Source organism: Verrucosispora sp. WMMA2044 (assembly GCF_027497155.1).
Classification (GTDB): Bacteria; Actinomycetota; Actinomycetes; order Mycobacteriales; family Micromonosporaceae; genus Micromonospora; species Micromonospora palythoicola.
The window spans coordinates 3,488,710-3,512,451 of the sequence record NZ_CP114913.1 but is presented as its reverse complement, the minus strand read 5'-3'; the positions used below and the strand labels follow the sequence as shown (position 1 = coordinate 3,512,451).

At 70.4% G+C, this 23,742-nt stretch carries 19 protein-coding genes; 9 read left to right on the top strand and 10 right to left on the bottom strand.

The features are described 5' to 3' along the window. The first annotated feature begins 1 nt into the window (after window position 1). The 4 genes from O3597_RS15910 to O3597_RS15895 all read left to right on the top strand — a co-directional run bounded on the left by O3597_RS15910 (window position 2) and on the right by O3597_RS15895 (window position 3,627). Window positions 2-1,456, top strand: a complete 1,455-nt coding sequence (locus tag O3597_RS15910) for a HAMP domain-containing sensor histidine kinase (protein ID WP_164445343.1) — start codon at window positions 2-4, stop codon at window positions 1,454-1,456. Between the two features lie 183 nt (window positions 1,457-1,639). Next, entirely contained in the window at window positions 1,640-2,524 is an 885-nt protein-coding gene (locus O3597_RS15905) for an ABC transporter ATP-binding protein (protein ID WP_281604558.1), read from the top strand. Then, window positions 2,521-3,372 carry an ABC transporter permease gene (locus tag O3597_RS15900; RefSeq protein WP_281601614.1) on the top strand — a complete coding sequence of 284 codons (852 nt, stop codon included), beginning with the start codon at window positions 2,521-2,523 and terminating at the stop codon, window positions 3,370-3,372. The genes O3597_RS15905 and O3597_RS15900 overlap by 4 nt, the downstream gene beginning before the upstream one ends. Window positions 3,373-3,387: 15 nt before the next feature. Beyond that, window positions 3,388-3,627: a helix-turn-helix transcriptional regulator gene (locus O3597_RS15895; RefSeq protein WP_164445340.1), complete on the top strand. Its 240-nt coding sequence runs from the start codon at window positions 3,388-3,390 to the stop codon at window positions 3,625-3,627. Between the two features lie 9 nt (window positions 3,628-3,636). On the opposite strand, the gene O3597_RS15890 is transcribed toward O3597_RS15895, so the two are convergent. From O3597_RS15890 to O3597_RS15875, 4 genes are all read right to left on the bottom strand, one after another. Beyond that, window positions 3,637-4,599 carry a TAXI family TRAP transporter solute-binding subunit gene (locus O3597_RS15890; protein ID WP_281601613.1) on the bottom strand — a complete coding sequence of 321 codons (963 nt, stop codon included), beginning with the start codon at window positions 4,597-4,599 and terminating at the stop codon, window positions 3,637-3,639. An 84-nt stretch (window positions 4,600-4,683) separates the two neighbouring features. Next, a complete protein-coding gene (locus O3597_RS15885) occupies window positions 4,684-5,340 on the bottom strand; it encodes a hypothetical protein (RefSeq protein WP_281604557.1) in 657 nt (218 codons plus the stop codon). Between the two features lie 161 nt (window positions 5,341-5,501). Beyond that, window positions 5,502-6,296, bottom strand: a complete 795-nt coding sequence (gene yaaA / locus O3597_RS15880; RefSeq protein ID WP_281601612.1) for a peroxide stress protein YaaA — start codon at window positions 6,294-6,296, stop codon at window positions 5,502-5,504. An 8-nt stretch (window positions 6,297-6,304) separates the two neighbouring features. After that, window positions 6,305-7,969 (bottom strand): hypothetical protein, encoded by a 1,665-nt coding sequence (locus O3597_RS15875; RefSeq protein WP_281601611.1) that lies wholly within the window; start codon window positions 7,967-7,969, stop codon window positions 6,305-6,307. A 75-nt stretch (window positions 7,970-8,044) separates the two neighbouring features. Between O3597_RS15875 and O3597_RS15870 the strand changes: the two genes are divergently transcribed. Further along, window positions 8,045-9,085: a phosphatase domain-containing protein gene (locus O3597_RS15870; RefSeq protein ID WP_164445338.1), complete on the top strand. Its 1,041-nt coding sequence runs from the start codon at window positions 8,045-8,047 to the stop codon at window positions 9,083-9,085. Between the two features lie 34 nt (window positions 9,086-9,119). Here O3597_RS15870 and O3597_RS15865 read toward each other — a convergent pair whose 3' ends face one another. Next, the gene (locus tag O3597_RS15865; RefSeq protein ID WP_164445337.1) at window positions 9,120-10,505 is read right to left on the bottom strand and encodes a hypothetical protein; all 1,386 of its coding nucleotides are present in this window, start codon (window positions 10,503-10,505) and stop codon (window positions 9,120-9,122) included. A 160-nt stretch (window positions 10,506-10,665) separates the two neighbouring features. Between O3597_RS15865 and O3597_RS15860 the strand changes: the two genes are divergently transcribed. Genes O3597_RS15860 through O3597_RS15845 form a run of 4 tightly spaced genes read left to right on the top strand, consistent with a single transcriptional unit; the run spans window position 10,666 to window position 15,032 of the window. After that, window positions 10,666-11,781 (top strand): polysaccharide biosynthesis protein, encoded by a 1,116-nt coding sequence (locus tag O3597_RS15860; protein ID WP_281601610.1) that lies wholly within the window; start codon window positions 10,666-10,668, stop codon window positions 11,779-11,781. Next, window positions 11,778-12,911, top strand: coding sequence for an NAD-dependent epimerase/dehydratase family protein (locus O3597_RS15855; protein WP_281601609.1), 1,134 nt, complete (start codon window positions 11,778-11,780; stop codon window positions 12,909-12,911). Before O3597_RS15860 ends, O3597_RS15855 begins: the two co-directional genes overlap by 4 nt. An 8-nt stretch (window positions 12,912-12,919) precedes the next feature. After that, window positions 12,920-14,038 (top strand): UDP-N-acetylglucosamine 2-epimerase (non-hydrolyzing), encoded by a 1,119-nt coding sequence (gene wecB, locus O3597_RS15850; RefSeq protein ID WP_235944349.1) that lies wholly within the window; start codon window positions 12,920-12,922, stop codon window positions 14,036-14,038. A gap of 7 nt (window positions 14,039-14,045) precedes the next feature. Continuing rightward, window positions 14,046-15,032, top strand: a complete 987-nt coding sequence (locus O3597_RS15845; protein WP_164445334.1) for an LCP family protein — start codon at window positions 14,046-14,048, stop codon at window positions 15,030-15,032. Between the two features lie 31 nt (window positions 15,033-15,063). On the opposite strand, the gene O3597_RS15840 is transcribed toward O3597_RS15845, so the two are convergent. From O3597_RS15840 to O3597_RS15820, 5 genes are all read right to left on the bottom strand, one after another. Further along, complete coding sequence (locus O3597_RS15840; RefSeq protein ID WP_281601608.1) at window positions 15,064-16,134, bottom strand: glycosyltransferase; 1,071 nt, start codon at window positions 16,132-16,134, stop codon at window positions 15,064-15,066. A 119-nt stretch (window positions 16,135-16,253) separates the two neighbouring features. Continuing rightward, window positions 16,254-17,624 carry a glycosyltransferase gene (locus O3597_RS15835; RefSeq protein ID WP_164445332.1) on the bottom strand — a complete coding sequence of 457 codons (1,371 nt, stop codon included), beginning with the start codon at window positions 17,622-17,624 and terminating at the stop codon, window positions 16,254-16,256. Then, complete coding sequence (locus O3597_RS15830; RefSeq protein ID WP_281601607.1) at window positions 17,621-18,910, bottom strand: lipopolysaccharide biosynthesis protein; 1,290 nt, start codon at window positions 18,908-18,910, stop codon at window positions 17,621-17,623. The genes O3597_RS15835 and O3597_RS15830 overlap by 4 nt, the downstream gene beginning before the upstream one ends. A gap of 462 nt (window positions 18,911-19,372) precedes the next feature. After that, a complete protein-coding gene (gene glgB / locus O3597_RS15825; RefSeq protein WP_281601606.1) occupies window positions 19,373-21,475 on the bottom strand; it encodes a 1,4-alpha-glucan branching protein GlgB in 2,103 nt (700 codons plus the stop codon). Further along, complete coding sequence (locus tag O3597_RS15820; RefSeq protein ID WP_281601605.1) at window positions 21,463-23,601, bottom strand: alpha-1,4-glucan--maltose-1-phosphate maltosyltransferase; 2,139 nt, start codon at window positions 23,599-23,601, stop codon at window positions 21,463-21,465. Before O3597_RS15820 ends, glgB begins: the two co-directional genes overlap by 13 nt. Between the last annotated feature and the right edge of the window lie 141 nt (window positions 23,602-23,742).

Here is a 23,742-nt window from a genome sequence, read left to right as displayed (position 1 = left end):
GGTGCGACGGCGGCTGGTGATCAGCTATCTGCTGCTGATGGTGCTGGTGGTGGTGGCGCTGGGCACGCCGCTGGCGGTGACGCTGACCACCCGGGAGACCGACCGGGTGCGGGCCGACCGGCTCGCCGACGCCACCCGGTTCGCGTCGCTGGCCGGGCCGGCGTTGCGGGACGGCACGCCCGGTCCGCTCGACCACGAGCTGGGCAGCTACGACGAGCTGTACGGCATCGGTGCGGCGGTGGTGGACCGGGACCGGCGGGAGGTGGTGGCCTCGGCGAGCTGGCGCCCGGCCCCGGGCACCCGCGAGGCACTCGACGTCGCGCTGTCCGGGCAGCAGGCCAGCGGACCCGATTCGGTCTGGCCGTGGGTCGAGGGGCCGATCGTGGTGGCGGTGCCGATCAACGACGGCGGCGAGGTCCTCGGTGCGGTGGTCACCGCGACCCCGGCCGACGGGGTTCGGCGTACCGTCGCCACCTGGTGGACGCTTGTCGCCGCGCTGGGCCTGCTGGCCGTGCTGGCCTGCGTGCTCACCGCGTTCGGGCTGGCCGGCTGGGTGCTGCGTCCGGTCACCGAGCTGGACGCGGTCACCCACGAGATCGCCGAGGGCGATCGCGGCGCCCGCGTGCAGCACCGGCTGGGGCCGCCGGAGCTGCGCCGCCTGGCGGCGAGCTTCAACCACATGGCCGACGTCGTGTCCGACGTGATGGACCGGCAGCGTGCGTTCGTCGCGCACGCCAGCCACCAGCTCCGCAATCCGTTGACCGCGTTGCGGCTGCGGGTGGAGGAGCTGGGGCCGAGCGTCACCGACGAGCAGGGCCGCGCCGAGCACCGGCTGGCGTTGGAGGAGACCGACCGGCTCGCGCTGCTGCTCGACGCGCTGCTCACCCTGGCCCGAGCGGAGCGCCGCGAGAACCAGCGGATCACCGTCGACGCGACGGCCGCGGCCGCCTCCCGGGTCGCGGCCTGGGAGCCGTTGGCCCGGCACCGGTCGGTCACCCTGCGGCTGGCGGCCGATTCCGGCCCGGCCTATGCCCGTACCGTGCCGACCGCCATCGACCAGGCGCTGGACGCGCTGATCGACAACGCGGTGAAGTTCAGCGGCGCGGGCGGCGAGGTGACGGTGACCGTCGCGGCCCGCGACGGCGGCACGACCCTCGAGGTACGCGACACCGGCCCGGGGATGACCCGCAGCCAGCTCGGTCGGGCCACCGAACGGTTCTGGCGGGCACCGGAGGTGCAGAACGTCGACGGTGCCGGGCTGGGCCTGACCATCGCCGCCGTGCTCGTCGACGCCTCCGACGGCCGGCTCACCATGCACCCGAACTCGCCGCGCGGCCTGGTCGCCGCGCTGTGGTTCCCGCAGCCGGCGGAGCCGGCCGACCCCGCCGACGCGGGCGTCGAGGCCGAACCAGCGGCACCCAGCGACCCGGCGTCGTCCCAGCCAGCAGTGGCCTGAGTGCAACACCGTGCACCGCAGGACAACCGAGGTTTGCTGCTAGTTGTAGTATGAGTGCTATCTTTCAGCGCACAGATCATACGGAGGTGGTGGTCCATGGCTGTCAGCGCCGAGGCGGAGACCCCGACCAGTAGCGGGCCGCCGACCGACCGGGGCGTCACCCTGGACGTGCACGACCTGCGGATGCGGTACGGCTCGACCGACGTGCTCACCGGCGTGTCGTTCCGTGCGCGACGCGGCGAGGTGCTGGCCCTGCTGGGCCCCAACGGTGCCGGCAAGACGACCACCATCGAGATCCTGGAGGGCTTCCGGATGCGCTCCGGCGGCCGGGTCGAGGTGCTGGGGATCGACCCGGCGCGCGGCGACGAGCGGTGGCGGTCCCGGCTCGGTGTGGTGCTCCAGTCCTGGCGCGACCACAGCCGATGGCGGGTGCGGGAACTGCTGGCGCACCTCGGTTCCTACTACGCGCCCTACTCGACCGAGCGGACCAGCCGGCCGTGGCACATCGACGAGCTGATCCAGGTGGTCGGGCTGACCGAGCACGCGGACAAGAAGGTCGGTCAGCTCTCGGGTGGCCAACGCCGCCGGGTGGACGTGGCGATCGGCATCGTCGGCCGGCCGGAGGTGCTCTTCCTCGACGAGCCGACCGCCGGGTTCGACCCGGCCGCCCGCCGCGAGTTCCACGACCTGGTGCACCGGCTCACCGACATCGACGACACCACCATCCTGCTCACCACCCACGACCTGGACGAGGCGGAGAAGCTGGCCGACCGGATCCTCATCCTGGCCGGTGGCCGCATCATCGCCAGCGGGTCCGCCGACGAGTTGTCCCGCCGCATCTCCGCCGACGCCGAGGTGCGCTGGAGCCGGGGCGGGGCACGGTTCGTGCACTCCACCGCCGACGCGACCGGCTTCGTCCGGGAGCTGTTCGCCCAGCACGGCGAGGACATCGCCGACCTGGAGGTGCGCCGGGCCAGCCTGGAGGACACCTACATGACGTTGGTACGCGATCACGAGTCCGGCCGCGCCGACGGCGCGACCCGCGCGTTCGAGGAGGTGGCTCGATGAGCCCGCTGGTCGTGGCCGCCCGGGCCGGCCTGTCCCGGGGCCGCATCGAACTGCGGCAGAGCTTCACCAACGCGGAGACCCTCTGGGGGTACCTCTTCCCGACGGTCGTCCTGCTGGTGGTGATGTTCTTCCTGCGGGGCGCCAAGGTGCCGGGCACCGAGTTCTCGCTCGGCGCGCAGACGCTGCCCAGCACGCTCGGCATGACCGTGGCGTTCGGCGGGCTGGTCACCATGGCGTCGATCCTCACCGTGGAACGCGAGGACGGCACCCTGCTGCGGGCCAAGGCCACCCCGAACGGCATGTTCGGCTACCTGATCAGCAAGATCACCCTGGTTTCGGGGATGACGCTTGTCAGCGTCGCCCTGCTGCTCGTACCGGGTCTCTTTCTCTTCGACGTCCTCGCGCTGGACAGCATCGGTGCCTGGCTGACCCTGGCCTGGGTGATGCTGGTCGGCATGGTGGCGACCATGCCGGTCGGTGCGGTCTTCGGCTCGCTGCTGTCCAACCCCCGGAACATGGGGCTGATCATGCTGCCGATGATGGGACTCATCGCGACGTCGGGCATCTTCTACCCGATCACCGCGATGCCCGGCTGGTTGCAGGCGGTCGCGCAGGTCTTCCCGATCTACTGGCTCGGTCTCGGCATGCGGTCGGCGTTGCTGCCCGAGGCGATGGCCGCCGTCGAGCTCGGCGAGTCGTGGCGGCACCTGGAGACGCTGCTGGTGCTCGGCGGCTGGGCGGTCGCCGGGCTGGTGCTGGCACCGGTGGTGCTGCGCCGGATGGCCCGCCGGGAGTCCGGGTCCAGCGTGGCGGCCCGCCGCGAGAAGGCCATGCAGCGGGTGACCTGAGGATGGACCGTCGAGATGAGTGAGCTGGTCCACAACCGCATCGCCATGCTCCGGGCGGAGCGGGGGATCTCCCGCCGGCAGCTGGCCGAGGCGCTGGGCGTCCACTATCAGACCATCGGCTACCTGGAACGCGGCGAGTTCAGCCCGAGCCTGCATCTGGCGCTGCGGATCGCCCGGCACTTCGAGGTGCCGGTGGAGGTGGTCTTCTCCACCGAACCGTTCCCCCGCCTCGGCGACCCCGCCCGGTCCGCCTGATCCGCCCGGTCAGGGTTTGCTGGCCCGGTAGTAGTCGACGGCACCGGGGTGCAGCGGCAGCGGTGAGGTGGCGATGGCCGAGCGAGGGCTCATCCGGCCGGCCGCCGGGTGCGCGGCGGCCAGTTCGGAGCGGCGTTCCATCAGCAGCCGGGTCACCTCGCGTACCAGCGACTCCGGCAGGTTGGCCCGCACCACCAGGTAGTTCGGGTTGGCCACGGTGGTGACCGGGTCGACGCCGTACACCGAGCGGGGAATGTCGCGGGGCACGTACACCTCCGGGTTGCCGCGCCGCAGCGGTGCCGTCCACTCGCCGAGGTCGACGATGCGGGTGGGGGTGCCCTGGGCGAACTGGGCGACCGCGCGCACCGGCAGCCCGCCGGAGAAGAAGAAGGCGTCGATCCGGCCGGCGCGCAGCGCCGCCACCGAATCGTCCAGGCCGAGCTGTTCCTGCCGCACCTGTGCGCCGTCGAGACCGGCCGCGGTCAACAGCCGGTCCACGGTGATCTTGGTACCGGAGCCGGCCGCGCCCACCGAGACCCGCCGCCCGCGCAGGTCGGTCAGGGTCCGCACCGGGCTGTCGGCGCTGGTGACCAGGTGCAGCAGGTCGTCGTAGACCCGGGCCACCGCCACCACCGGCGGATTCGGACCCGGATCGGGCTGCAACACGTCGGCCTGGGTGAAGCCGAGTTCGGCCTGCCCGGCGTTGAGCAGTCGCACGTTCTCCGCCGAGGCGGCGGTGACCAGCACCTGGGCCCGCACCTGCGGGAGTTCCCGGTTGAGGATGGCCGCCAGTGACGCGCCGAAGGCGTGGTAGACGGCGGTCGGGCTGCCGGTGGCGATCCGGATGACCACCGGTTCGCCCGGATCGTCGCGGCAACCGACGAGGCCGGGCAGGGCCAGCAGCACGGTCAGCGCCACCGCCACGCGGGCACCGCGCCACCGGGCTCGGGCGGGATACCGGGTACGGGTCACGGGCAGCACTGTGCGCCGCCGGACCCCGATGGCGCAACCCCGGGGACGGGCGCAGCGTGGTGCGGCCGTGACACGACCGCCAGGTCAGGCCACCGGCCGTTGCACCGCCTCCTCCGCCGCGTACCGCAGGATCCGGTCCCGGTCCCGACCGTGCGCCACGCTGACCAGAAAGCAACCGGTGCTCGGCCGCAGCAGCGCCGGCACGTCAAGCAGGGCGGCGCCGCGTACCAGCACCGCACCGAGTTCCCGGTCGGTGATCCGCACCCCGAGGATGTGCCGCCGGACATGCCGACCCCCGGCCAGCAGCGCGGCCCGCCAGGCGGCGGCGGCCAACCGGGTGCGCCACAACCGCCGCGCCGTCGAGGCACCCGGCACCGGGCCGCCGAGCAGTTCGCGCCGGCCGCGCCGCCAGCCGTTCTCCACGATCGCCCCGTACGTCGGCCGGTGTTCCCGCTCGACGTGCAGCCGGTGCAGTTCGTACCGGCGGCGCAGCCCACCGACCGCCACCTCGTGCCGCACCGGGATGTCGAGGCGACCGAGCAGTTGCCGGGTCCGCCGGGCCGCCTCCTCCCGGTTGAACTCGATCGTGGTCGGCCCGACGGGTTGCTGCCCGGCCTGCCGGTGCGCGGGGGTCGCCGGCGGCGGCATGCAGCGCAGCAGGCAGGCCGTCTCGAAGGCGTCGGCCAGGGTCGTCCAGTCCAGCGGTGGCGGTGCCGACGCGGGCCGGACCGCCGACGGCATGGTCGGCGCCGGCAGGGCCGATGACGGGCGGGACCGGTCGAGCAGGATCGGTTCGGCAACCACCGGAGGGCCTCCTCGTCGCGTCGGGTCCTCTTACGGTGACCCGGGACACCGACCGGTGGTACCGATCCGGTCCAGCCTTGAGGAAATCTTGCGTCTGGTTACAGCTCCGAAACGATCACGTCGACCTGACGCGGTCGGCCGGGCGTGGTGGCCTGCTCGCACACCTGGTACTTCAGGTCCCGCAGCGTCGTCGTCAGCGCGGCCACGGAACGTGGCCGGGCACCGGCGAGGAGCAGATCCCGCACCAGCCGCCCCTTGGTGGCCTTGTTGAAGTGGCTGACCACCGAGCGCACCGGCACCCCGTCGACCTCCCGCTCGTGCAGCACCCGCACGGTGAGGGTGCGCTCGGCCAACTCGCCACGCGGTGTCCAGGCCGCCGCGTACGCCCCGGAACGCAGGTCCAGCACCGGGCCGCGACCGGCCGCCGCCGTCAGCGCGGCACCCAGATCCCGACGCCACAGCGCCGGCAACGCGCCGACGCCGGGCAGCCGGGCCCCGATCGGGCACCGGTACGGCGGAATCCGGTCGGTCAGCCGCACCGCGCCCCACAGACCGGAGCTGACCAGCACCTGACGTGCCGCCGCGCGCTGCGCCGTCGCCGGCAGGCCGGCCAGGTCGAGGGCCTCGTAGAGCACGCCGGTGTAGATCCGGCCGGCGGGCGCGGTGGCGGCCTGCCGCAGCCGGGCGTTGCGCCGTAGCTCGCCGTGCTGCCCGGCACCGAGGCCCAGCGCGGCAAGCGCCGTCTCCGGCGGCCCGGCGCTGAGGGCGACAAGCGCGGACAGCACCTCCTCCCGCCGTGGGTTCAGCTCCGGCAGGGAGAGCCGGTCCAGGTCCAGTCGGCGGCCCGAGCCGGCCTCGGCCTTGCCCTCCGAGGGCGGCAGCAGGATGAGCATGGGTGACTCTAACGCCACGGCCGCAGCGGCTCCGGTGGGTGGTACACCCGGAAACCGCCGACCTCCGCGAGCAGCGCCGCGTCGGCCCGGCCGCCGAGCAGTTCCCGCAGCCGCCGGTCCGCCGGGGCGTCGGCCGCCAGCACGTACCCGGGCCGCTGTGCCCGGGCCAGCCGCCACCAGTACGCCGGGTACCGGTTCTGGCCCGGGTGCAGGCTGCCGTCGATCACCCCGCAGACCACCTCCTCGGCGGTGTTGAAGACCAGCCGGTTGCAGGTCCAGTACTCGCCGTACACCTCACGCAGACCGGCCGCGCGTACCGTGTCGGCCAACTGCCGGGCCTGTCGTTCCTCGACGCGCCCGGGATCCGCGCCGGTGGTGGCGAACAGCACGGTCACCACGAGCGAAGCGGCCGCCAGCGCGCCCAGCACGGCGGTGGCCGCCACCCCCGCCACCCGGCCCGCCACGCCGGCCGTGCCCCGTCGGGCGGCGACCGCCGCCACCCACAACGGCCACAGCACCGCCGGCAGCGACAGTTGCAGCACCGACAGGTAGCGGGCGTTGCCCAGCGGATCCGCCGCCGCCAGCGGGCTGCGCACGTACGCCAGCAGGGTCAGCGCCGCGCCGGCGAGCAGCGCGAGGTGCACGACCGGGCCGACCCGGTCGTGGCGCCCGCACGCCCGCCGGTACGCCAGCCCGGCGAGCGCCGCCGCCACCAGCAGCAGCAGCGGGTAGAGCAGGCCGAACCACGCCTGCCACCGGGCGCAGCCGTCGACCGGGCAGAGCCCGGCGGCCAGCGGTACCCCCTCCAACAGCCCACCGCCGAGCCGCTGCGACCACGGCGGCACCGGCCCGTTCTCGCCGCTGACGCCACGCAACACCGACAGGGAGTCCTGCCCGGGCGGGGCCACCAGGTTGTCCCGGACCATCGGGGCGAGCCCGACGGCGAACCCGATCACCAGCAGCAGCCCCGCCCGGCCGAACAGTTCCCGGCGCAGCGTCCACACCAGCGCCAGCCCGGCCACCGCCAGGTACGGCACGATCAGCCAGTCCGACCAGAGCGCCACCCCGGCGAGCAGCCCGAAGCCGCCCACGGCCAGCGTCCGGTGCCGTACCGTGCCGCGGGCCAGCGCCACCACGACCAGCAGCATCGCCAGCACCGCCACCTTGACCTCCGGCCGCCCGCCGACCGCGGTCACCTGATCCCGGACGACCCGCTCGGAACCGAGGGCGAGCAGCCCGACCACCACGGTGGCGAACCACGGCGAGCAGATCCCGCGGGTCAACCGGTGGATCAACCAGAGGAACAGCGCGTAGAGGGCGAGCACCGGTAGCCGCAGCATCGGCCAGCTCGGTCCGGTCACCGCGAGCAGTGGCGCGGCCAGGTACGACTCCAGGGTGCCCATGTACCGCTGGCCGTAGAGGAAGATCGGCTGCTCGCGGCCCTGCGCGATGTGCAGCGCGGCCAGCCCGAAGGTCGCCTCGTCGCTGTTGGAGACCGGCACCGTGGTCAGCACCAGGACCAGCCGGTAACCGACTCCGACCATCCCGAACAGCAGCGCGACAAGCGCCGGCCGGTCGAGCCGTGGCCGCCACCGCCCCCGCTGTCGCCCTGGTTCCGCCGCTGCTCGTGGCACGACCTCGCCCCCGTCGCCGTCCCGACCGGAGTGTGTCACGACGGCCACGCCGGGCGTGGCGGTTCGGCACAGCTCGCGTGGCCGAGGTGGCCGGTCTGTGGCAGGGTTGCTGGCGTGCCACCCACTCCCGCAGGCCAGCTGGCCATACCGAACCTGCACCGGGCCGCGCGGATCGAGGACGCCGTGCACGCCCTGGTGGAACGCCGGCTGCGCCGGACCGGCTGGCGGACCAACATCATCGCGTACACCGGCTACGGCGGGCCCGGTTGGGTGCGGGTGATGTGCCGGGTGCTGCTGGGCCGGCCCGACACCCGCCAGCGTGGCCGGCTGGAGAAGGTCCGGGGCTGGCGCAGCTTCACCACCCTGCCGGCCAAGCACGTCACGGTGACCATCGAGACCGGCGGGGTGGTGCACGAGGCGCGGGCCGACCGCAGCGGCTTCATCGACACGGTGGTCGAGGCGGGCCTGCCACCCGGCTGGGGTTCGGTGCGGTTGAGCCTGCCCGACGCCGATCCGGTCGAGGCGCCGGTGCGCATCCTCGACCCGGAGGTGCGCTTCGGCATCCTCTCCGACATCGACGACACGGTCATGGTCACCGCGCTGCCCCGACCACTGCTCGCCGCCTGGAACACCTTCGTCCTCGACGAGCACGCCCGCGCCGCGGTGCCCGGCATGGCGGTGCTCTACGAGCGGCTGGTCACCGCCCACCCCGGCGCGCCGGTGTTCTACCTGTCCACCGGCGCGTGGAACGTCGCACCGACGTTGACCCGGTTCCTGTCCCGGCACCTCTACCCGGCCGGGCCGCTGCTGCTGACCGACTGGGGGCCGACGCAGGACCGCTGGTTCCGCAGCGGCCGGGAGCACAAGCGCGCCACCCTGGCCCGGCTGGCCAAGGAGTTCCCCGACGTACGCTGGCTGCTCGTCGGCGACGACGGCCAGCACGACCAGGAGATCTACCGCGAGTTCGCCGTCGCCCACCCGGACAACGTCGCCGGGGTGGCGATCCGCCGGCTGTCACCCACCCAGGCGGTGCTCGCCGGCAGCCTGCCCGTCCCGCACGGCCACCCCACCGAGGGGCCGGTGGGGCAGAAGTGGCTCTCCGCTCCCGACGGCGCCGGACTGTGGACCCTGCTGCGCGACGCTGGCCTGGTCTGAGCTGAACCGCGCGGCCTGGGGGCCGGATCTGGACCTATGCGGCCCGCCGCGCAGGCCGAGATCGGCACAGGTAGAGCGCCAACAGGGTGATCATTCCGCTGACGGATTCCGGGGACATGCCGATTTGATTGTTGGCCGGCAGGTAGGCGATGACGATCCAGAGCTGAGCGAAGATCAGTAGTGGCAGCACCCGTCGGGCGAGGGTGGCCTCCAACCACACCCGGGCGAAGAACCACCCGACCAGGCCCATGAACAGGGCGGCGCCGGGAAAGGTGAGATCAGAGGCGAGCCAGGGGTAGATCGTCGCCCAGTACAATTGGGCAGGCCAGCCGGTCGCGTTCTCCGTACGCTTCGGATAGCTCGGGTGGGCCGACGCGTCCGCGCCGAACTGCTGTTCGGCGAGGATGGTCGCGGCGGGTGCGCTGCCCAGGCCACGGGACCACTCGAACGGCACCTGTAGGTTGTGCGCCAGTCCGAGGTAGCCGTGGGTTGGGTAGAACACCACTGCGGCGACACCGTTGGCCACGTGGGGACCGGCCACACTCGCCACGGTCGGGCTTGCCCTGACCATGTCACTCGTGCCGGAGACGGTACTCCGTGCCGCCTGGCTGAAGACCATGTAGGCCGTGAAGGCGACGGCGATCATCGCAGCGAGCGCGAGCAATCTGCCGCGTCGGGTACCCGGGCGTCGGCGGGCGGTCACCGCGACGACGAGCAGTCCCGCCCCCAGCATGACCGCGACGTCGCCGAGGCCCTTGAGCGTGCCGACGAAGAGGTAGTACGTCGCGTGGAAGGCGAGGCCGAGCAGGCCGACCGTCCGTACCGGCCAGGAAAGGCGGTGCCAGTACACCACCAGGAGCGGTGCCAACATGGTGCCGCAGACGCCGAGTAGCGCCAGCAGTGTCAGGGTCCCATTACCCTGGCCGACGCCCTGCTCGTATGCGTCCAGTTTGTCGAAGTAGGCGTTGGCTGGATCACGCACGTTGGACCAGACACTTGTCGGACCTGTCGCCCCCAGCGTGGCCATCGCGACGGCGCTCACCGCGACGTGATAGCCGACTCCCACAAACAGCAGTTTCCGAGCCCTGGTGAACTCGGTAGGCGCGACGGAGAGAAATCTGTCTGGTTTGCAGCGCCAGGCCTGGACGGCGTATCCGAAGGCGAACAGGCCTGTGGCACTGAACACGAAGACACACAGTTGGGTCTTGTTCGGCACCCGTTGGTCCAAGTCGCTGAGCCAGAAGACCGCGAAGGTGCCGAGCATCCAGCAGAGGGCCAGGAGTAGGGGAAACCAGATCCGCAGCGGGCCGGGCTGCTCCCGCTGGCCGGACTCTGGTGGATCGGGGTGCCAGGCCGTGTCGGTCCCACCGCCACGGTGTGCTCCTTGGACCCCGCCGCGTTGCGCATCTACAGATGCCACCTACAGCACCTTCCGGTTGTCCTCGCCCCGCTACACGGATCGTGCACGGTCGGCAGGCCGCCGCCGCGCGGACCGGATCGGAATCTCTGCTGCGATGCGACGCTACCAATCCAGAGCCTAATCCACACTTAAGTACCCTTTTTGGCAGATTGCGCCTTTCGTGCCTCTGTATCCGGTAAACCTCCTTCAGGGGAAGCGCCTCCGCTTTGGCAGTAGTGACAGCTGTAAGGGGATCTTGATGACACCATTTGAGCCCGACGCGACGGTCCTCGTCACCGGCGGCACCGGTTCGTTCGGCCAGACGATGGTCCGTCGACTGCTTGAGAGGGACGTTGCCGAGGTACGGGTTCTCAGCCGAGACGAGGCCAAGCAGGACGCGATGCGCCACGCCCTCCCGGATGATCGCGTGCGCTACCACCTCGGTGACGTCCGGGATTTCGAGACTGTGCTGCGTGCCAGCCGCGACATCGACCACATCTTCCACGCCGCCGCCCTCAAGCAGGTCCCGGCCTGCGAGTTCTTCCCTATCGAGGCGGTGCGAACCAACGTTTCCGGCAGCGCCAACGTGGTGGAGGCGGCCGAGCGTAACGGGGTGCGCTCGGTCGTCCTGCTGAGCACCGACAAGGCGGTCCAGCCGGTCAACACCATGGGGATGACCAAGGCCATCATGGAGAAGTTGGCCCAGGCGCACGCTCGCAACCATCCCGCCAGCGACACGACCGTCTCGTGTGTCCGCTACGGCAACGTCATGTACTCACGTGGTTCGGTCATTCCACTGTTCGTGGAGCAGATCCGGGCCGGGCGGGCACCAACCGTCACCGATCCCAACATGACGCGATTCCTCATGTCGTTGGCGGACTCCGTGCGACTGGTCGAACACGCGTTTACGCACGCCCGCCCCGGCGATGTCTTCATCCACAAGGCCAGCGCCTGCCGGGTGGGAGATCTGGCCACGGCTTTGTGCCAGCTGTTCGATGTCTCGGAGAAGCTCGACGTGGTCGGTATCCGTCTCGGTGAAAAGCTGCACGAGTGCCTGGCCAGCGCGGAAGAGGTGGCGCGGGCTGACGACTTCGGTGACTTCCTGCGGGTGCCGATGGAGGGCCGTGGCGTGCAGTCCTTGCCGCACAGTCTCGCCATCGCGGGGGCCGCCGTGGTGCAGGAACTCAACTCGGCGAACGCACCGCGCCTGGACGTGTCCGGAGTCAGGGAGGTGCTGCTCAACCTTCCTCCGATTCGAGCAGAACTGTCCCTGCGCGAGCCGGTGCTGGTGTCATGAAGGTCGCTCTGACCGGTGCCGGCGGATTTCTCGGCTGGCATGTCCGGGTACTACTCCGGGCGGTGGGCTGGCCCGCGCCGACGGTGCTGACCCAAGCGGAGTTGGCCGTTCCGGCGGTTGCCGCCGACCGGATCGCTGGCGCGGATCTGCTCCTGCATCTCGCGGGTGTCAATCGGGGTAGTCCGGCCGACGTGGTCGCCGGCAACGTGAACTCGGCGAAGTCCCTGGCCGATGCCCTTCGACGATGTCCCGCCCCGCCGAAACGGGTCGTGTTCGCCAACTCGGTGCAGGCCGGCAACGCGACGCCGTACGGCGAGAGCAAGGCGGCGGCGGCTGGCGCACTGGCCGCTGCCTCGGGCGTCGGCTACGACTTCGACGACGTCCCGTTGCCGAACCTCTACGGCGAACACGGCCGGCCCTTCTACAACTCGGTGGTGGCGACCTTCTGCCGGATCCTCGCCGACGGCGGCCGGCCGGAGGTGAGAGTCGACAACGAACTGGCACTGGTGCACGTGCAGGATGCCGCGGCACGACTCATCGGCTTGCCATCCGGGCACACCTGGGACTCGACCATGCCGGCACTACGGATCGACGTGCCACGCCTCGCTGAATGGTTGACTGACCTGGCGACCTTCTACCGGTCCGGGGAGTTTCCGGCGTTGTCCGACCGGCACGCCGTGCGGATGTTCAACACGTACCGATCGCACTGCTTTCCGGCTGACATGCCGCTTCCGCTGACCGACCGCAGCGACAACCGAGGGAGCCTGACGGAGGTCGTCCGGGCCCGAGGTGGCGGTGGGCAGACCTTTGTGTCGACGACCCGGCCGGGAGTCAGTCGCGGGAATCACTTCCACCTGGCGAAGGTCGAACGCTTCGCGGTCGTTCGCGGCACCGCCGAGATCCGGCTGCGACGGGTCGGGTACCGAGACGTGGTCAGCTTCCCGGTCAGCGGTGTTTCGCCGGTTGTGGTGGACATGCCGACGATGTGGGCCCACGAGATCATCAATACCGGTACGGATGACCTGCTCACGCTGTTCTGGACCAATGAGCTGTTCGACCCGACTCACCCGGACACCTACCCGGAATCCGTAGGTAATTCGGCGGCACAGACGACAGGGGTGGCGCCATGACCCGCGTCATGACCGTGGTGGGCACCCGGCCCGAGATCATCCGTCTGTCCCGCGTGATCGACCGGCTCGACCGTACGCTGGATCATGTCTTGGTACACACCGGGCAGAACTGGGACCGGGCACTGTCCGAGGTCTTTTTCGCTGAGTTGCGGTTGCGGGAACCCGATCGATTCCTGCGGGTCGACACCTCCTCGCTGGCCAGGGTGTTCGCCGGGGTGCTGACGGGCGTCGAGCAGGCGATCGACGAGGTGCGGCCGGACGCGCTACTCGTGCTCGGCGACACCAACAGCTGCATCGCAGCACTGATGGCACGGCGGATGCGGGTGCCCGTCTACCACATGGAGGCCGGCAACCGCTGTTTCGATCTGAACGTTCCCGAGGAGACCAATCGCCGTCTGGTCGATCACGTGGCTGATTTCAACCTGGTCTACACCGAGCACGCTCGGCGTAACCTGCTCGCCGAGGGGCTGCATCCCCGTCGCATCCTGCACACGGGCTCGCCCATGCGTGAGGTGCTCGACCACTACGTCGAGGACATCCGGAGTTCACGCATTCTGGAGCAGCTCGACCTGGTGCCGAACGGATACTTCGTGGTGAGCGCGCACCGGGAGGAGAACGTCGATCATCCGGCGCGATTGACGAGCCTGCTCGACTGCCTTCGTGCGGTCCGTGACGAGTGGCAGCTACCGGTGCTGGTCTCCACCCATCCGCGGACCCGCAAGCGACTGGAGGCGCTCGCCGCGGATCCCACCGGCCTGGACGGCATCGAGTTCCACGAACCCTTCGGCCTCTTCGACTACGTGCAGCTACAACGAAATGCCCGATGCACGCTGTCGGACAGCGGCACCATCAGCGAGGAGAGCGCCATCCTCGGCTTTGCGGCCGTCACTCTGCGCGAGTCGATCGAACGGCCGGAGGCGCTGGATGCCGGCGGGATCATCATGACCGGTCTGGAGCCGTCGGGCGTGGTCGAGGCGGTCGGGGTGACGCTGGATCAGGTCTCTGCTGCGGGGGTGCCCTGCCCGGCTGACTACCAAGTTCCCGACACCTCACGCCGGGTGGTCGACTTCGTCCTTTCCACGGTCCGTCGGCACCACGATTGGGCGGGCATCAGGCGTCAAGAATGAGGTGACGATGGAACTGCGCAGGCCCAATGTGTTGCGCAACCGCTGGACCAGGGCGGTGGCACTGGTTGCCGCCCTGGCCCTGCTGGTGATCACCGGTGCCGGCGTCGGCGGTTGGCTCTACCTTCGCTCGTTTGATGCCGAGATCCGGCGCGTCGACGCCTTCGAGCGCATCCCCGCCGAGCAGCGGCCGGCGCCGGATGAGGCGCTCAACTTCCTCGTGATCGGTACGGACCAGGCTGAACAGCCTGGTGCGGCGCAACGTGGCGACAGCATTCTTCTTGTGCACGTCCCGCCGAGCCAGGACCGGGCGTACGTCATCTCCATCCCTCGTGACACCTGGGTCAACGTCCCAACGGCCAGCACGGCCGACCGGCCCAGGCATGCCAAGATCAATGCTGCCTACGCCTGGGGTGGCGCACCGCTGCTCGTACGAACCGTCGAGGATTTCACCGGTGTCCGGGTCGACCACGTCGCAGTTGTGGACTTCGCCGGGTTCGCTGAAATCATCGATGGGCTCGGCGGGATAGAGGTGGTCGTCGATGCGCCGTTCAGGTCCTTTGCCGCAGGTGGTGCCGTCTTTCCTCCGGGTACGCACCGGATGAATGGCGCGGTCGCCCTCGAGTACGCCCGTGAGCGCTATCAGTTCGCCGACGGCGACTTCAGCCGGATTCGTCACCAACAAGCGATCTTCACCGCCGTGTTGCAAGAGGTGACCCGCGCGGGCATCCTCGTCGAACCGGCGCGTCTCAACACCTTTCTGCGAAGACTCGCAGGTGCCGTGCAGATCGACGCGGATCTGGCCGTTGGGGACACCGCCTGGCGTCTCCGCAGGATCAGGGCCGACCGGGTGACAATGCTGACCAGTCCCACCGCCGGAGTTGGCATGATCGGTGACCAGAGCGTCGTCCTTGCGGACAGGCCTGCCGCCGCCGCGCTGTACCAGGCGGTCAAAAACGACGAGTTGGACCACTGGTTGACGGAGAATCCGCAGTAGTCACCGCACCAGCCGCCGCGTACGCGGAAGGTCAGGCGTGCAGGCGATCGAAGAATTCGCCGAGGGTGACGGCGTGGACGCGGTAGTCAAGGGACTTCAGCGCCCGCTCCCGCGCCGCCACCCGAAGCTGCGCCCGGTCCCGATCGCTGAGCCGCGCCGCAACGCGAAGGGTCTGCGTCACGCTCTCCACGGAGTAATCGGGACAGACCAGCCCCTCTACCCCGTGGTGGAGGTACTCAGCCATGTCGCCGGTGAGATTCGCGATCACCGGTACCCCGTTGGCGAGACTCTCGCAGAACTTGGTGGAGAATCCCGCGTTGGAGGCCCGCTCCGGCCGGCGCAGCAGCACCGTGAAGTCGGCCTGCTGCACCGCGATCGGAACCTCGTGCTGTGCCAGCCGTCCCAGTGCGCGTACATTGTCCGGCAGCGCCCCACCGATCAGCGCACGCACCTCGTCGGGGGACGGGCCGAGGATGCGCAGCTCGACCGGTGCCTGTGCGCAGTGTGCCCGCTGCGCGGCGAGCACCACGTGGGAAAGCAGGTCCTTGTTGTTCCGGCCGGGATTCCCCGCGTAGGCGATGACGAGTGCGGCTCCGCGTCGACCCTTCGGGGCGAGGAGAGGAAGATTTGCCACGTCCACCGTCGACGGTACCCGCACCACCGCACGAGCGCGCGCCTCGTAGTACTCGGTGAGCAGGGCGCTGATGGCGATGATGCCGTCGCAGCGCGGGTAGTGGTACCGCAGCGCCAACTTCATGCTGGCGTTCAGCGGACCGAACCTGCCGCCCCTGACGTAGCGTCCGTCATGCCAGTCCACCACGTCAGCCACCAGTGGCACCCGATGCCGGCTGCACCAGCGGATGATTTGGTGGGCGTACTGTGCTTGCCCGCCGTGCAGGAGCACGTGCGACGGTTTCGTCGGCTGCTCCTCCAGCCAGCGCACCGTGCGTCGACCCCATGTGACGAAGGCCCGCACCGAGACGCGGAGCAGGCCCGCGTCCGCCGCTGGTGCCTCGCCGAGGCCCACGTGGGACACGGTGCCCGGTCCGTCGAAGCCGGGCACCGGCGTCGGTACGCGTGGCTGCGAATCGCCACTGGCCACCACAACCTGCTGGTTGGCGGCCGCCAACGAGCCGACGAGGCCGAAAACTCGGCGGGAACTAGCGTCGCCCCAGGGGAAGAGGAACGGGCCGACACAGGCGATCCACTCTCCTGAGCGATTCACAGTCTTTCCCTCGTCCCGGTCGGTGTGGGGCTCGATCGCGCGGCCCGTTGGAGTACCTCGGCGAACCGCGTCGCCACCCGCTCCCGTCGGTGGTGGCGCTCCGCGTGCGCCCGACCGTTGCCTGCGTACTCCCGCCAGGAGGAAGAGTCGAGACACAGCTTCCACAACTGCTCGGTGACCACGTCCGGCTCAGGTGTCCCGACCACGATCCCGGCGCCGGCCGACCGGATGTACGCCATCGAGGCGAGTTCGGCCGGACCGTGCCCGAAGATGGGTCGGCCGGCGGCCAGGTACTGAGGAATCTTGGTCGACACCGAATAGTGCGTATAGCGCCGGGTGTCCTCGGCGAAGCTTTCGACGTGCACCAGGATGTCCGCTGCCGCGAGCACGGCGGGCACCTCGTGACTGGCCAGCGACCGCCCGAAGTGCACGCCGGGATAACCGGCGAACTCGCGACGGTAGCGGTCGGCGTCCTCGGTCGGACAGTGCACGGTGAGCCGGACCGGGGTGGCTGCGGTGCTGATCGCTGCCGCGCCGGCCGCGATGCTGAGCAGCGACCGCCAACGACCCAGGTGCAGCCCTCCGACATAGACGAGGTTCGTCGGACGGTCCCGTTCAGGCGCCACCGGTGGCGGTGGCGCGGCGAAGAAGTCCGCGTCCACCGAGTTGGTGAAGACGTCGAACGGGATCCCGTACCGGCGCTGGTACTCCTCGGCCATCGGCTCGCTGATCGCCATGCCGCACGGGGCGAGCCTGATGAGGTCGCGGACCGCGGCGTGCAACCGCGACGCCGCGACGCCCCACAGCTCGCGACGACCGTACAAAGTCGCTGGCCAGTCGTCGGTGAAGTGCGGGACCAGTGGCACCCCGCAGAGCCGGGCGGCGTGGGCCGCCAGCCGGGTCAGTCGGACACTGCCGAGCATCGAGTAGACCAGGTCGGGTCGGTACTGCCGCATCCAGTCGGCGACCCGGGGCGGAAGGCGCAGTGGGCTGAGATCGCCGAGCGCGACAAGATGCGTGTACCAGGACGCCACGGTGGACCGCCGGTCCGCGGCGTCGCGAACTGCGGCGAGTGCCGGCATGTTCTGGACCGGGCCGGTGCCGTTCCACCCCAGCATCCGAAGCGCGAGATACTGCGGGCGGGGGTAGTGCTCGCGCGGCGGGAACTGCAGGAATTCCTCGCACACCTCCGTCGACGGCTCGGCACCAGAGGTGTAGACCTGCGCCAGGCGGTCCTTCGGCCAGCCGTGAAACAGGTTGGACAATGTGATCGTCGTGCCGGTGGAGCGGTCGAACGGCATGTGTCCGACGACCAGCACCTTGGGGAATCCGCCACCGTGCGGCGAATCGTCACGAGGACGTGTCATCGCAGATCACCTTTCGCATGTTCGGGTAGTGCCCGGGAGGCCAACGCCCGGTGGTAGCCGTGTATCGCCGCCGGGACGACAGTCAGCAGATAGCAGGCCGCGCCGACGTACGGCACGGCGGAAATGCCGAACCACTTCGCGCCGTACCATTTGCCGACGAGCGACAGACCGAGATAGGCGGCGTAGCCGATAAGTTGCGGTCGGACGACTCCGGCGGCGTTCTGCACCATGAATATCGGTGAGGTGGCCGCCACGACCAGCCACCACAGGGCCAGGCCCGGCAACAGCCAGCGATCGTCCACCAACGGCACCGACAACCAGGTGACGAACAGCCACTCACCGCACAGGACCAGGGCGGTGGCCGGCACCAGCACGATGACCGTGGACACGAGGACCATCCGCCGCGCGGTGTGGCGGACCCAGCTCACCCGACCGGCGGCCAGCGCTTCGCCGTGTGCCGGCCAGAATGGCTGATTCACCAGCATCACGACCACGCCGAGCTGTATGAACAACCGGGCCGGAACCGCGTACGCGGTGACCTCGGCGAGACCTTGCGTGTGCGCGATGATCAAACTGTCCGCGTTGTCGGCGACGGTCATCAGGATCGTGACGACGCCGAACAAGCCGCTGATCCTCAGTAGCTGCCGGCCGGTTGCGGGGTCCAGGGCCTGCCATGTCGGAGCGAGGTCAGGCAGCCTGCGACCGAACGTCCAGGCGGTGTTGACGACGTTGACCAGCACCGGGCCGGTGACGGCGGCAGCGACGACCGCGACAGCGGGGCTGCCGATATGCACTGCGCCAAGCGCCAGCGGCAGCGAGGAAGCCGCTCCGGCCGCCTGCCACAGGTTGCTTGTTGCTCCGAGTCGATACGCGAACTGGACCCGGTTGACCAGCGACAGGGGCATGTTCAGCAAGAACGCGGTCAGGCAGGCTAGGGTCAAGGTGCGGGCGTCGGCGGGTGCAATGGAATCTGGCGCGTTGAAGACGGTTCGCCAGGGAATCAGCCCCGAGATGAGCCACAGCGCGGCGCAGCCGCTCAGGGCGATGCCCGTCACCATCGCGTAGGCGCTGGTGACGTAACCGCGGGCCAGTCGGCTGTCACCACTGGCGCAACACGGCGCCAGCCGGGTGAGCAGGCCGTTCCCGAGTCCCAGGTCGGCGAAGGCAGCCATGCCGGTCAGAGCGAGCACCGCCATCCACAGCCCGTACAGATCAGGGCCGAGATACGACAGCGTCACCGGAATCAGCGCCAGCGGCACGATGGCGCTGACCGCGCGTCCGATCACTGCGGTGGCTATCCATGAAGCGACCGCCGGAGTCCCTGGTCGGCCGGTCGAGGGCCCGGGGGTATTCGAGTGCGCTGAGGTGCTCGGGGCGAGGGACACGCCGACCGCGTCGGCTGGCATGGTCGGCCGCCCGCCGTCTGTGAAGTTGGGCCTAGACAAACCGGCCACCTGGTGGCCGCGTCGGGAAGTGTCTCCAGCCGTCACCGAGAGGTATCGCAGGCTGGTGCGCTAGCGGACGCAGGGCAAAGCTGGGTGCCACGCCTCCAGAACATGGCGCTCCCCGCGTCACCCCGATAACTGCCATATCGGACAAAGCGTACTATTGGTCACGCGGGGTGCGTGGTCGGTATGGAGCGGACGACCGGGAAAAGGGTCAACTCATCGATCTCGCCCGCCGTGGCGGCGCACTAGTCTCGACTGTCTCCAACCGTGCCACTCGCCCTACTGATCACTGCTCGCTGCTCATGCCGCGCGGAGCCAGAGGGCGCCCAGGGGCGGTACGCGCAGCGCCACCGAGGCCGGTTGGCCGTGCCACGGCACGTTCTCGGCGTGCACCGTGCCCAGGTTGCCGACGCCCGAGCCGCCGTAGTGGTGGGCGTCGGTGTTGACCACCTCCGCCCAGGCACCCGCGGCCGGCAACCCGATCCGGTAGTCCTCCAGCGGCAGCGCGGAGAAGTTGGCCACGCAGACCAGCGTCGCCCCGTCGGGCGCGATCCGGACGAACGAGATGGTGTTGTTGGCGACGTCGTCACCGGCGAGCCAGCGGAAACCGGCGGGGGAGGTGTCCTGCGCCCACAGGGCCGGGGTGTCCCGGTAGACCCGGTTCAGGTCGCCGACCAGGCGTTGCACGCCGGCCCGTGCCGGATCGTGCAGCAGGTACCAGTCGAGGCCGCGTTCCTCGCTCCACTCCCGGTCGTCGGCCAGCTCACACCCCATGAACAACAACTGCTTGCCCGGGTGCGCCCACATGTACGCCAGCAGCACCCGGACGTTCGCCAGCCGCTGCCACGTGTCGCCGGGCATCTTGCTCGCCAGTGAGCCCTTGCCGTGCACCACCTCGTCGTGGCTGATCGGCAGCGTGTAGTTCTCGCTCCAGGCGTACGCCAGGGAGAAGGTGAGCTGATGGTGGTGGTGCTGCCGGTAGATCGGGTCCTTCGAGGTGTAGAGCAGGGTGTCGTGCATCCAGCCCATGTTCCACTTGAACCCGAAGCCGAGCCCGCCGTCGCTGGTCGCCCGGGTCACCCCCGGCCAGGCGGTGGACTCTTCGGCGATCATCATGACGCCGGCGTGGTGCTTGTAGACCGTCGCGTTGACCTCCTGCATGAACGCGATGGCTTCCAGGTTCTCCCGGCCGCCGTGCACGTTCGGCGTCCACTGCCCGTCCTGGCGGGAGTAGTCCAGGTAGAGCATCGAGGCGACCGCGTCCACCCGCAGCCCGTCGACGTGGAACTCGTCGAGCCAGTAGAGCGCGTTGGCGACCAGGAAGTTGCGTACCTCCCGGCGACCGAAGTCGAAGACGTAGGTGCCCCAGTCGGGATGCTCACCCCGGCGCGGATCGGGATGCTCGTAGAGCGGGGTGCCGTCGAACCGGGCGAGGGCCCACTCGTCCTTCGGGAAGTGCGCGGGCACCCAGTCCAGGATCACCCCGATGCCGGCGGCGTGCAGCCGGTCCACCAGGTACCGGAAGTCGTCGGGATCGCCGAACCGGGCGGTCGGGGCGAAGTAGCCGGTCACCTGGTAGCCCCACGAGCCGCCGAACGGGTGCTCCATCACCGGTAGGAACTCCACGTGGGTGAAGCCCAGCTCCACCACGTACGCGGTCAACTGCTCGGCCAGCTCCCGGTAGCCCAGGCCGGGCCGCCACGAGCCGAGGTGCACCTCGTACACGCTCATCGGCTCCTGGTGCGGCTGCCGCCGCGACCGCCGGCCCAGCCACTGGGCGTCCGACCACTCGAAGGTCGACCGGTGCACCACCGACGCGGTGGCCGGCGGCACCTCCGCGTACGCCGCGAGGGGGTCGGCCTTGTCCCGCCAGTACCCGTCCGCGCCCAGCACGCGGTACTTGTACCGGCTGCCGGCGGTGGCCCCGGGCACGAAGATCTCCCACACGCCGGTCGAGCCGAGTGACCGCATCGGCCAGCCGTCGTCGGGTGCCCAGCCGGTCAGGTCGCCGACCAGCCGCACGCCCCGCGCGTTCGGCGCCCACACCGCGAACGCCACCCCGCCGTCGACGACCCGGGCACCGAGCGCCTCCCACAGCCGCTCGTGCCGGCCCTCAGCGATCAGGTGCAGGTCCAGCTCGCCGAGGGTCGGCGGGAAACGGTACGGGTCGTCGTGGCGTACCCCGTCGACATCGAGCCGGTAGTCGAGCACCTCGCCAGGCACGGTGGCCTCGAAGACACCGACGTCGTGCACCCGTTTCATCGGGTGCCGCTCCTCGCCGACCAGCACGCTCACGTCGCCCGCGCCCCGGCGCAGGGTGCGGATCACCGTATGCCCGTCGGCCGGGTGCGCGCCGAGCACGGCGTGCGGGTCGTGGATCTCCCCGGAGATCAGCTGGTCCATCGGGTGTCGTCCTTCTGGGCGGGAGCGGTCGGTGCGGTGCCGCCCGACAGGTCGGCGGGCACGTTCTCAACGGTCAGGGTGACCGGCTCGGTGCCGCCCTGACCCGGTGATCCGGCGTCGGCCGGCCCGGACGCGCCCGGCCCGGTCGACGGCGACGCCGCGGCGACGGGGCGCAGGGTGAGCACGTGCGCGGGTTGCAGGTACGGGTCGAGCCGGACGGCGTTGCGCTGCCCCCAGTCGTAGCGGGCACCGGTCAGCTCGTCGTGCACGGTGAACCGGTCGTGCCAGTCCAGGCCCAGCGCCGGCATGTCCAGGGTGGTGTTGCCCCACTGCACCGTGTGCGAGTCGAACGAGCAGATCACCAGCACCGTGTTGCCGGTATCCGGATCGTGCTTGGACCAGCACAGCAGAGCCGGGTTGTCGATGTCGTGGAAGACCAGGTTCCGCAGCCGGCGCAGGGCCGGGTTCTCCCGGCGTACCCGGTTGAGGGTGGTGATGAACGGCGCCAGCGACCGGCCCCGCGCCTCGGCGCCGGCCCAGTCCCGGGGCCGCAGCTCGTACTTCTCGTTGTCGAGGTACTCCTCCGCGCCGGGGCGTGCCACGTGCTCGAACAGCTCGTAGCCGGCGTACATGCCCCACGACGGGGACAGCAGCGCGGCCAGCACCGCCCGGATCTTGAACATCGGCGGCCCACCGTGCTGCAACGAGGCGTGCAGGATGTCCGGCGTGTTGGGCCAGAAGTTCGGCCGCATGTAGTCGGCCGCCGCCACCAGCTCCGTGCAGTACTCGCGCATCTCGGCGGCCGAGGTCCGCCAGGTGAAGTACGTGTACGACTGGGTGAACCCGACCTTGGCCAGCCCGTGCATCATCGCCGGCCGGGTGAACGCCTCGGCGAGGAAGAGCACGTCCGGGTTGACCCGCTTGACCTCCCAGATCAGCCAGTGCCAGAAGTCGACCGGCTTGGTGTGCGGGTTGTCCACCCGGAAGATCTTCACGCCCTCGCCGACCCAGTGCCGCACCACCCGCAGCACCTCGGCGCGGATGCCCTCCGGGTCGTTGTCGAAGTTCAGCGGGTAGATGTCCTGGTACTTCTTCGGCGGGTTCTCCGCGTACGCGATGCTGCCGTCGGCCCGGGTGGTGAACCACTCTGGATGCTCGGTCACCCACGGGTGATCCGGCGCGCACTGCAACGCCAGGTCCATCGCCACCTCCAGGCCCGCTTCGGCGGCGGCGGCGACGAAGTCGCGGAAGTCCTCCGGCGTACCCAGGTCGGGGTGGATGGCGTCGTGCCCGCCCTCGGCCGCGCCGATCGCCCACGGCGAACCCACGTCGTCCGGCCCGGCGAGCAGGCTGTTGTTCGGGCCCTTGCGGTTGACCCGGCCGATCGGGTGGATCGGCGGCAGGTAGAGCACGTCGAAACCCATCGCCGCCACGCCTGGCAGCCGCTCGGTGGCGGTGGCGAAGGTGCCGGAGCGGGCCGGCGCGTCGACGGTCGCCGGGATCGCCCCCTCGGAGCGGGGGAAGAACTCGTACCAGGCGGAGAAGAGGGCCCGCTCGCGGTCGGTCCAGAGGCGGTACTCCTCGCCGGTGGTGACCAGCTCCCGCACCGGATGCGCCCAGAGCAGGTCGGCCAGCTCCAACGCCGGACTCACCCGCTGGGGCAACTGCCGCTTGGCGTCACCGAGGGCCTTCGCGGCCGTCTTGAGGCGGGCCCGCTCGCCCTTCGGCACCAGCTTGGTGGCGGCGCTCAGCACGCGTACGCCCTCGGCGAGGTCGTTGGCCAGCTCGGCTGGCCCCTGGCCAGCGGCGATCTTCTTGGTGACCGCGTTGTGCCAGGTCAGGTAGGGGTCGCTGAACGCCTCGACGGTGAATTTCCACTCGCCCACCGCGTCCGGCACGATGCTGGCGTGCCACCGGTCCTGGCCGGGTTCACCCGGACGCATCCGGGTGAACGGGCGGGCCACCCCGTCCGGGCCGAGCCACACCACGTTGCAGCCGAGCGCGTCGTGCCCCTCGCGGTAGGCGCGCGCCGACACCGGCACCACCTCGCCGACCACCGCACGGGCCGGGTAGCGACCGCAGGAGACGACGGGGGAGACGTCTTCGATCGGGAACCGTCCGCTCACCGCCCCAACCTACTGCCCGAGATCCCCTCGCGCTCGGCTGACCGCCGCCTCGGCCGCAGAAACAATCTTGGTCCGAAACCGCCCCCTCAAGGGCACTCCCGAACCAAGATCTCGCCGGGGCCACCGGAGAGGGGGGCGGGC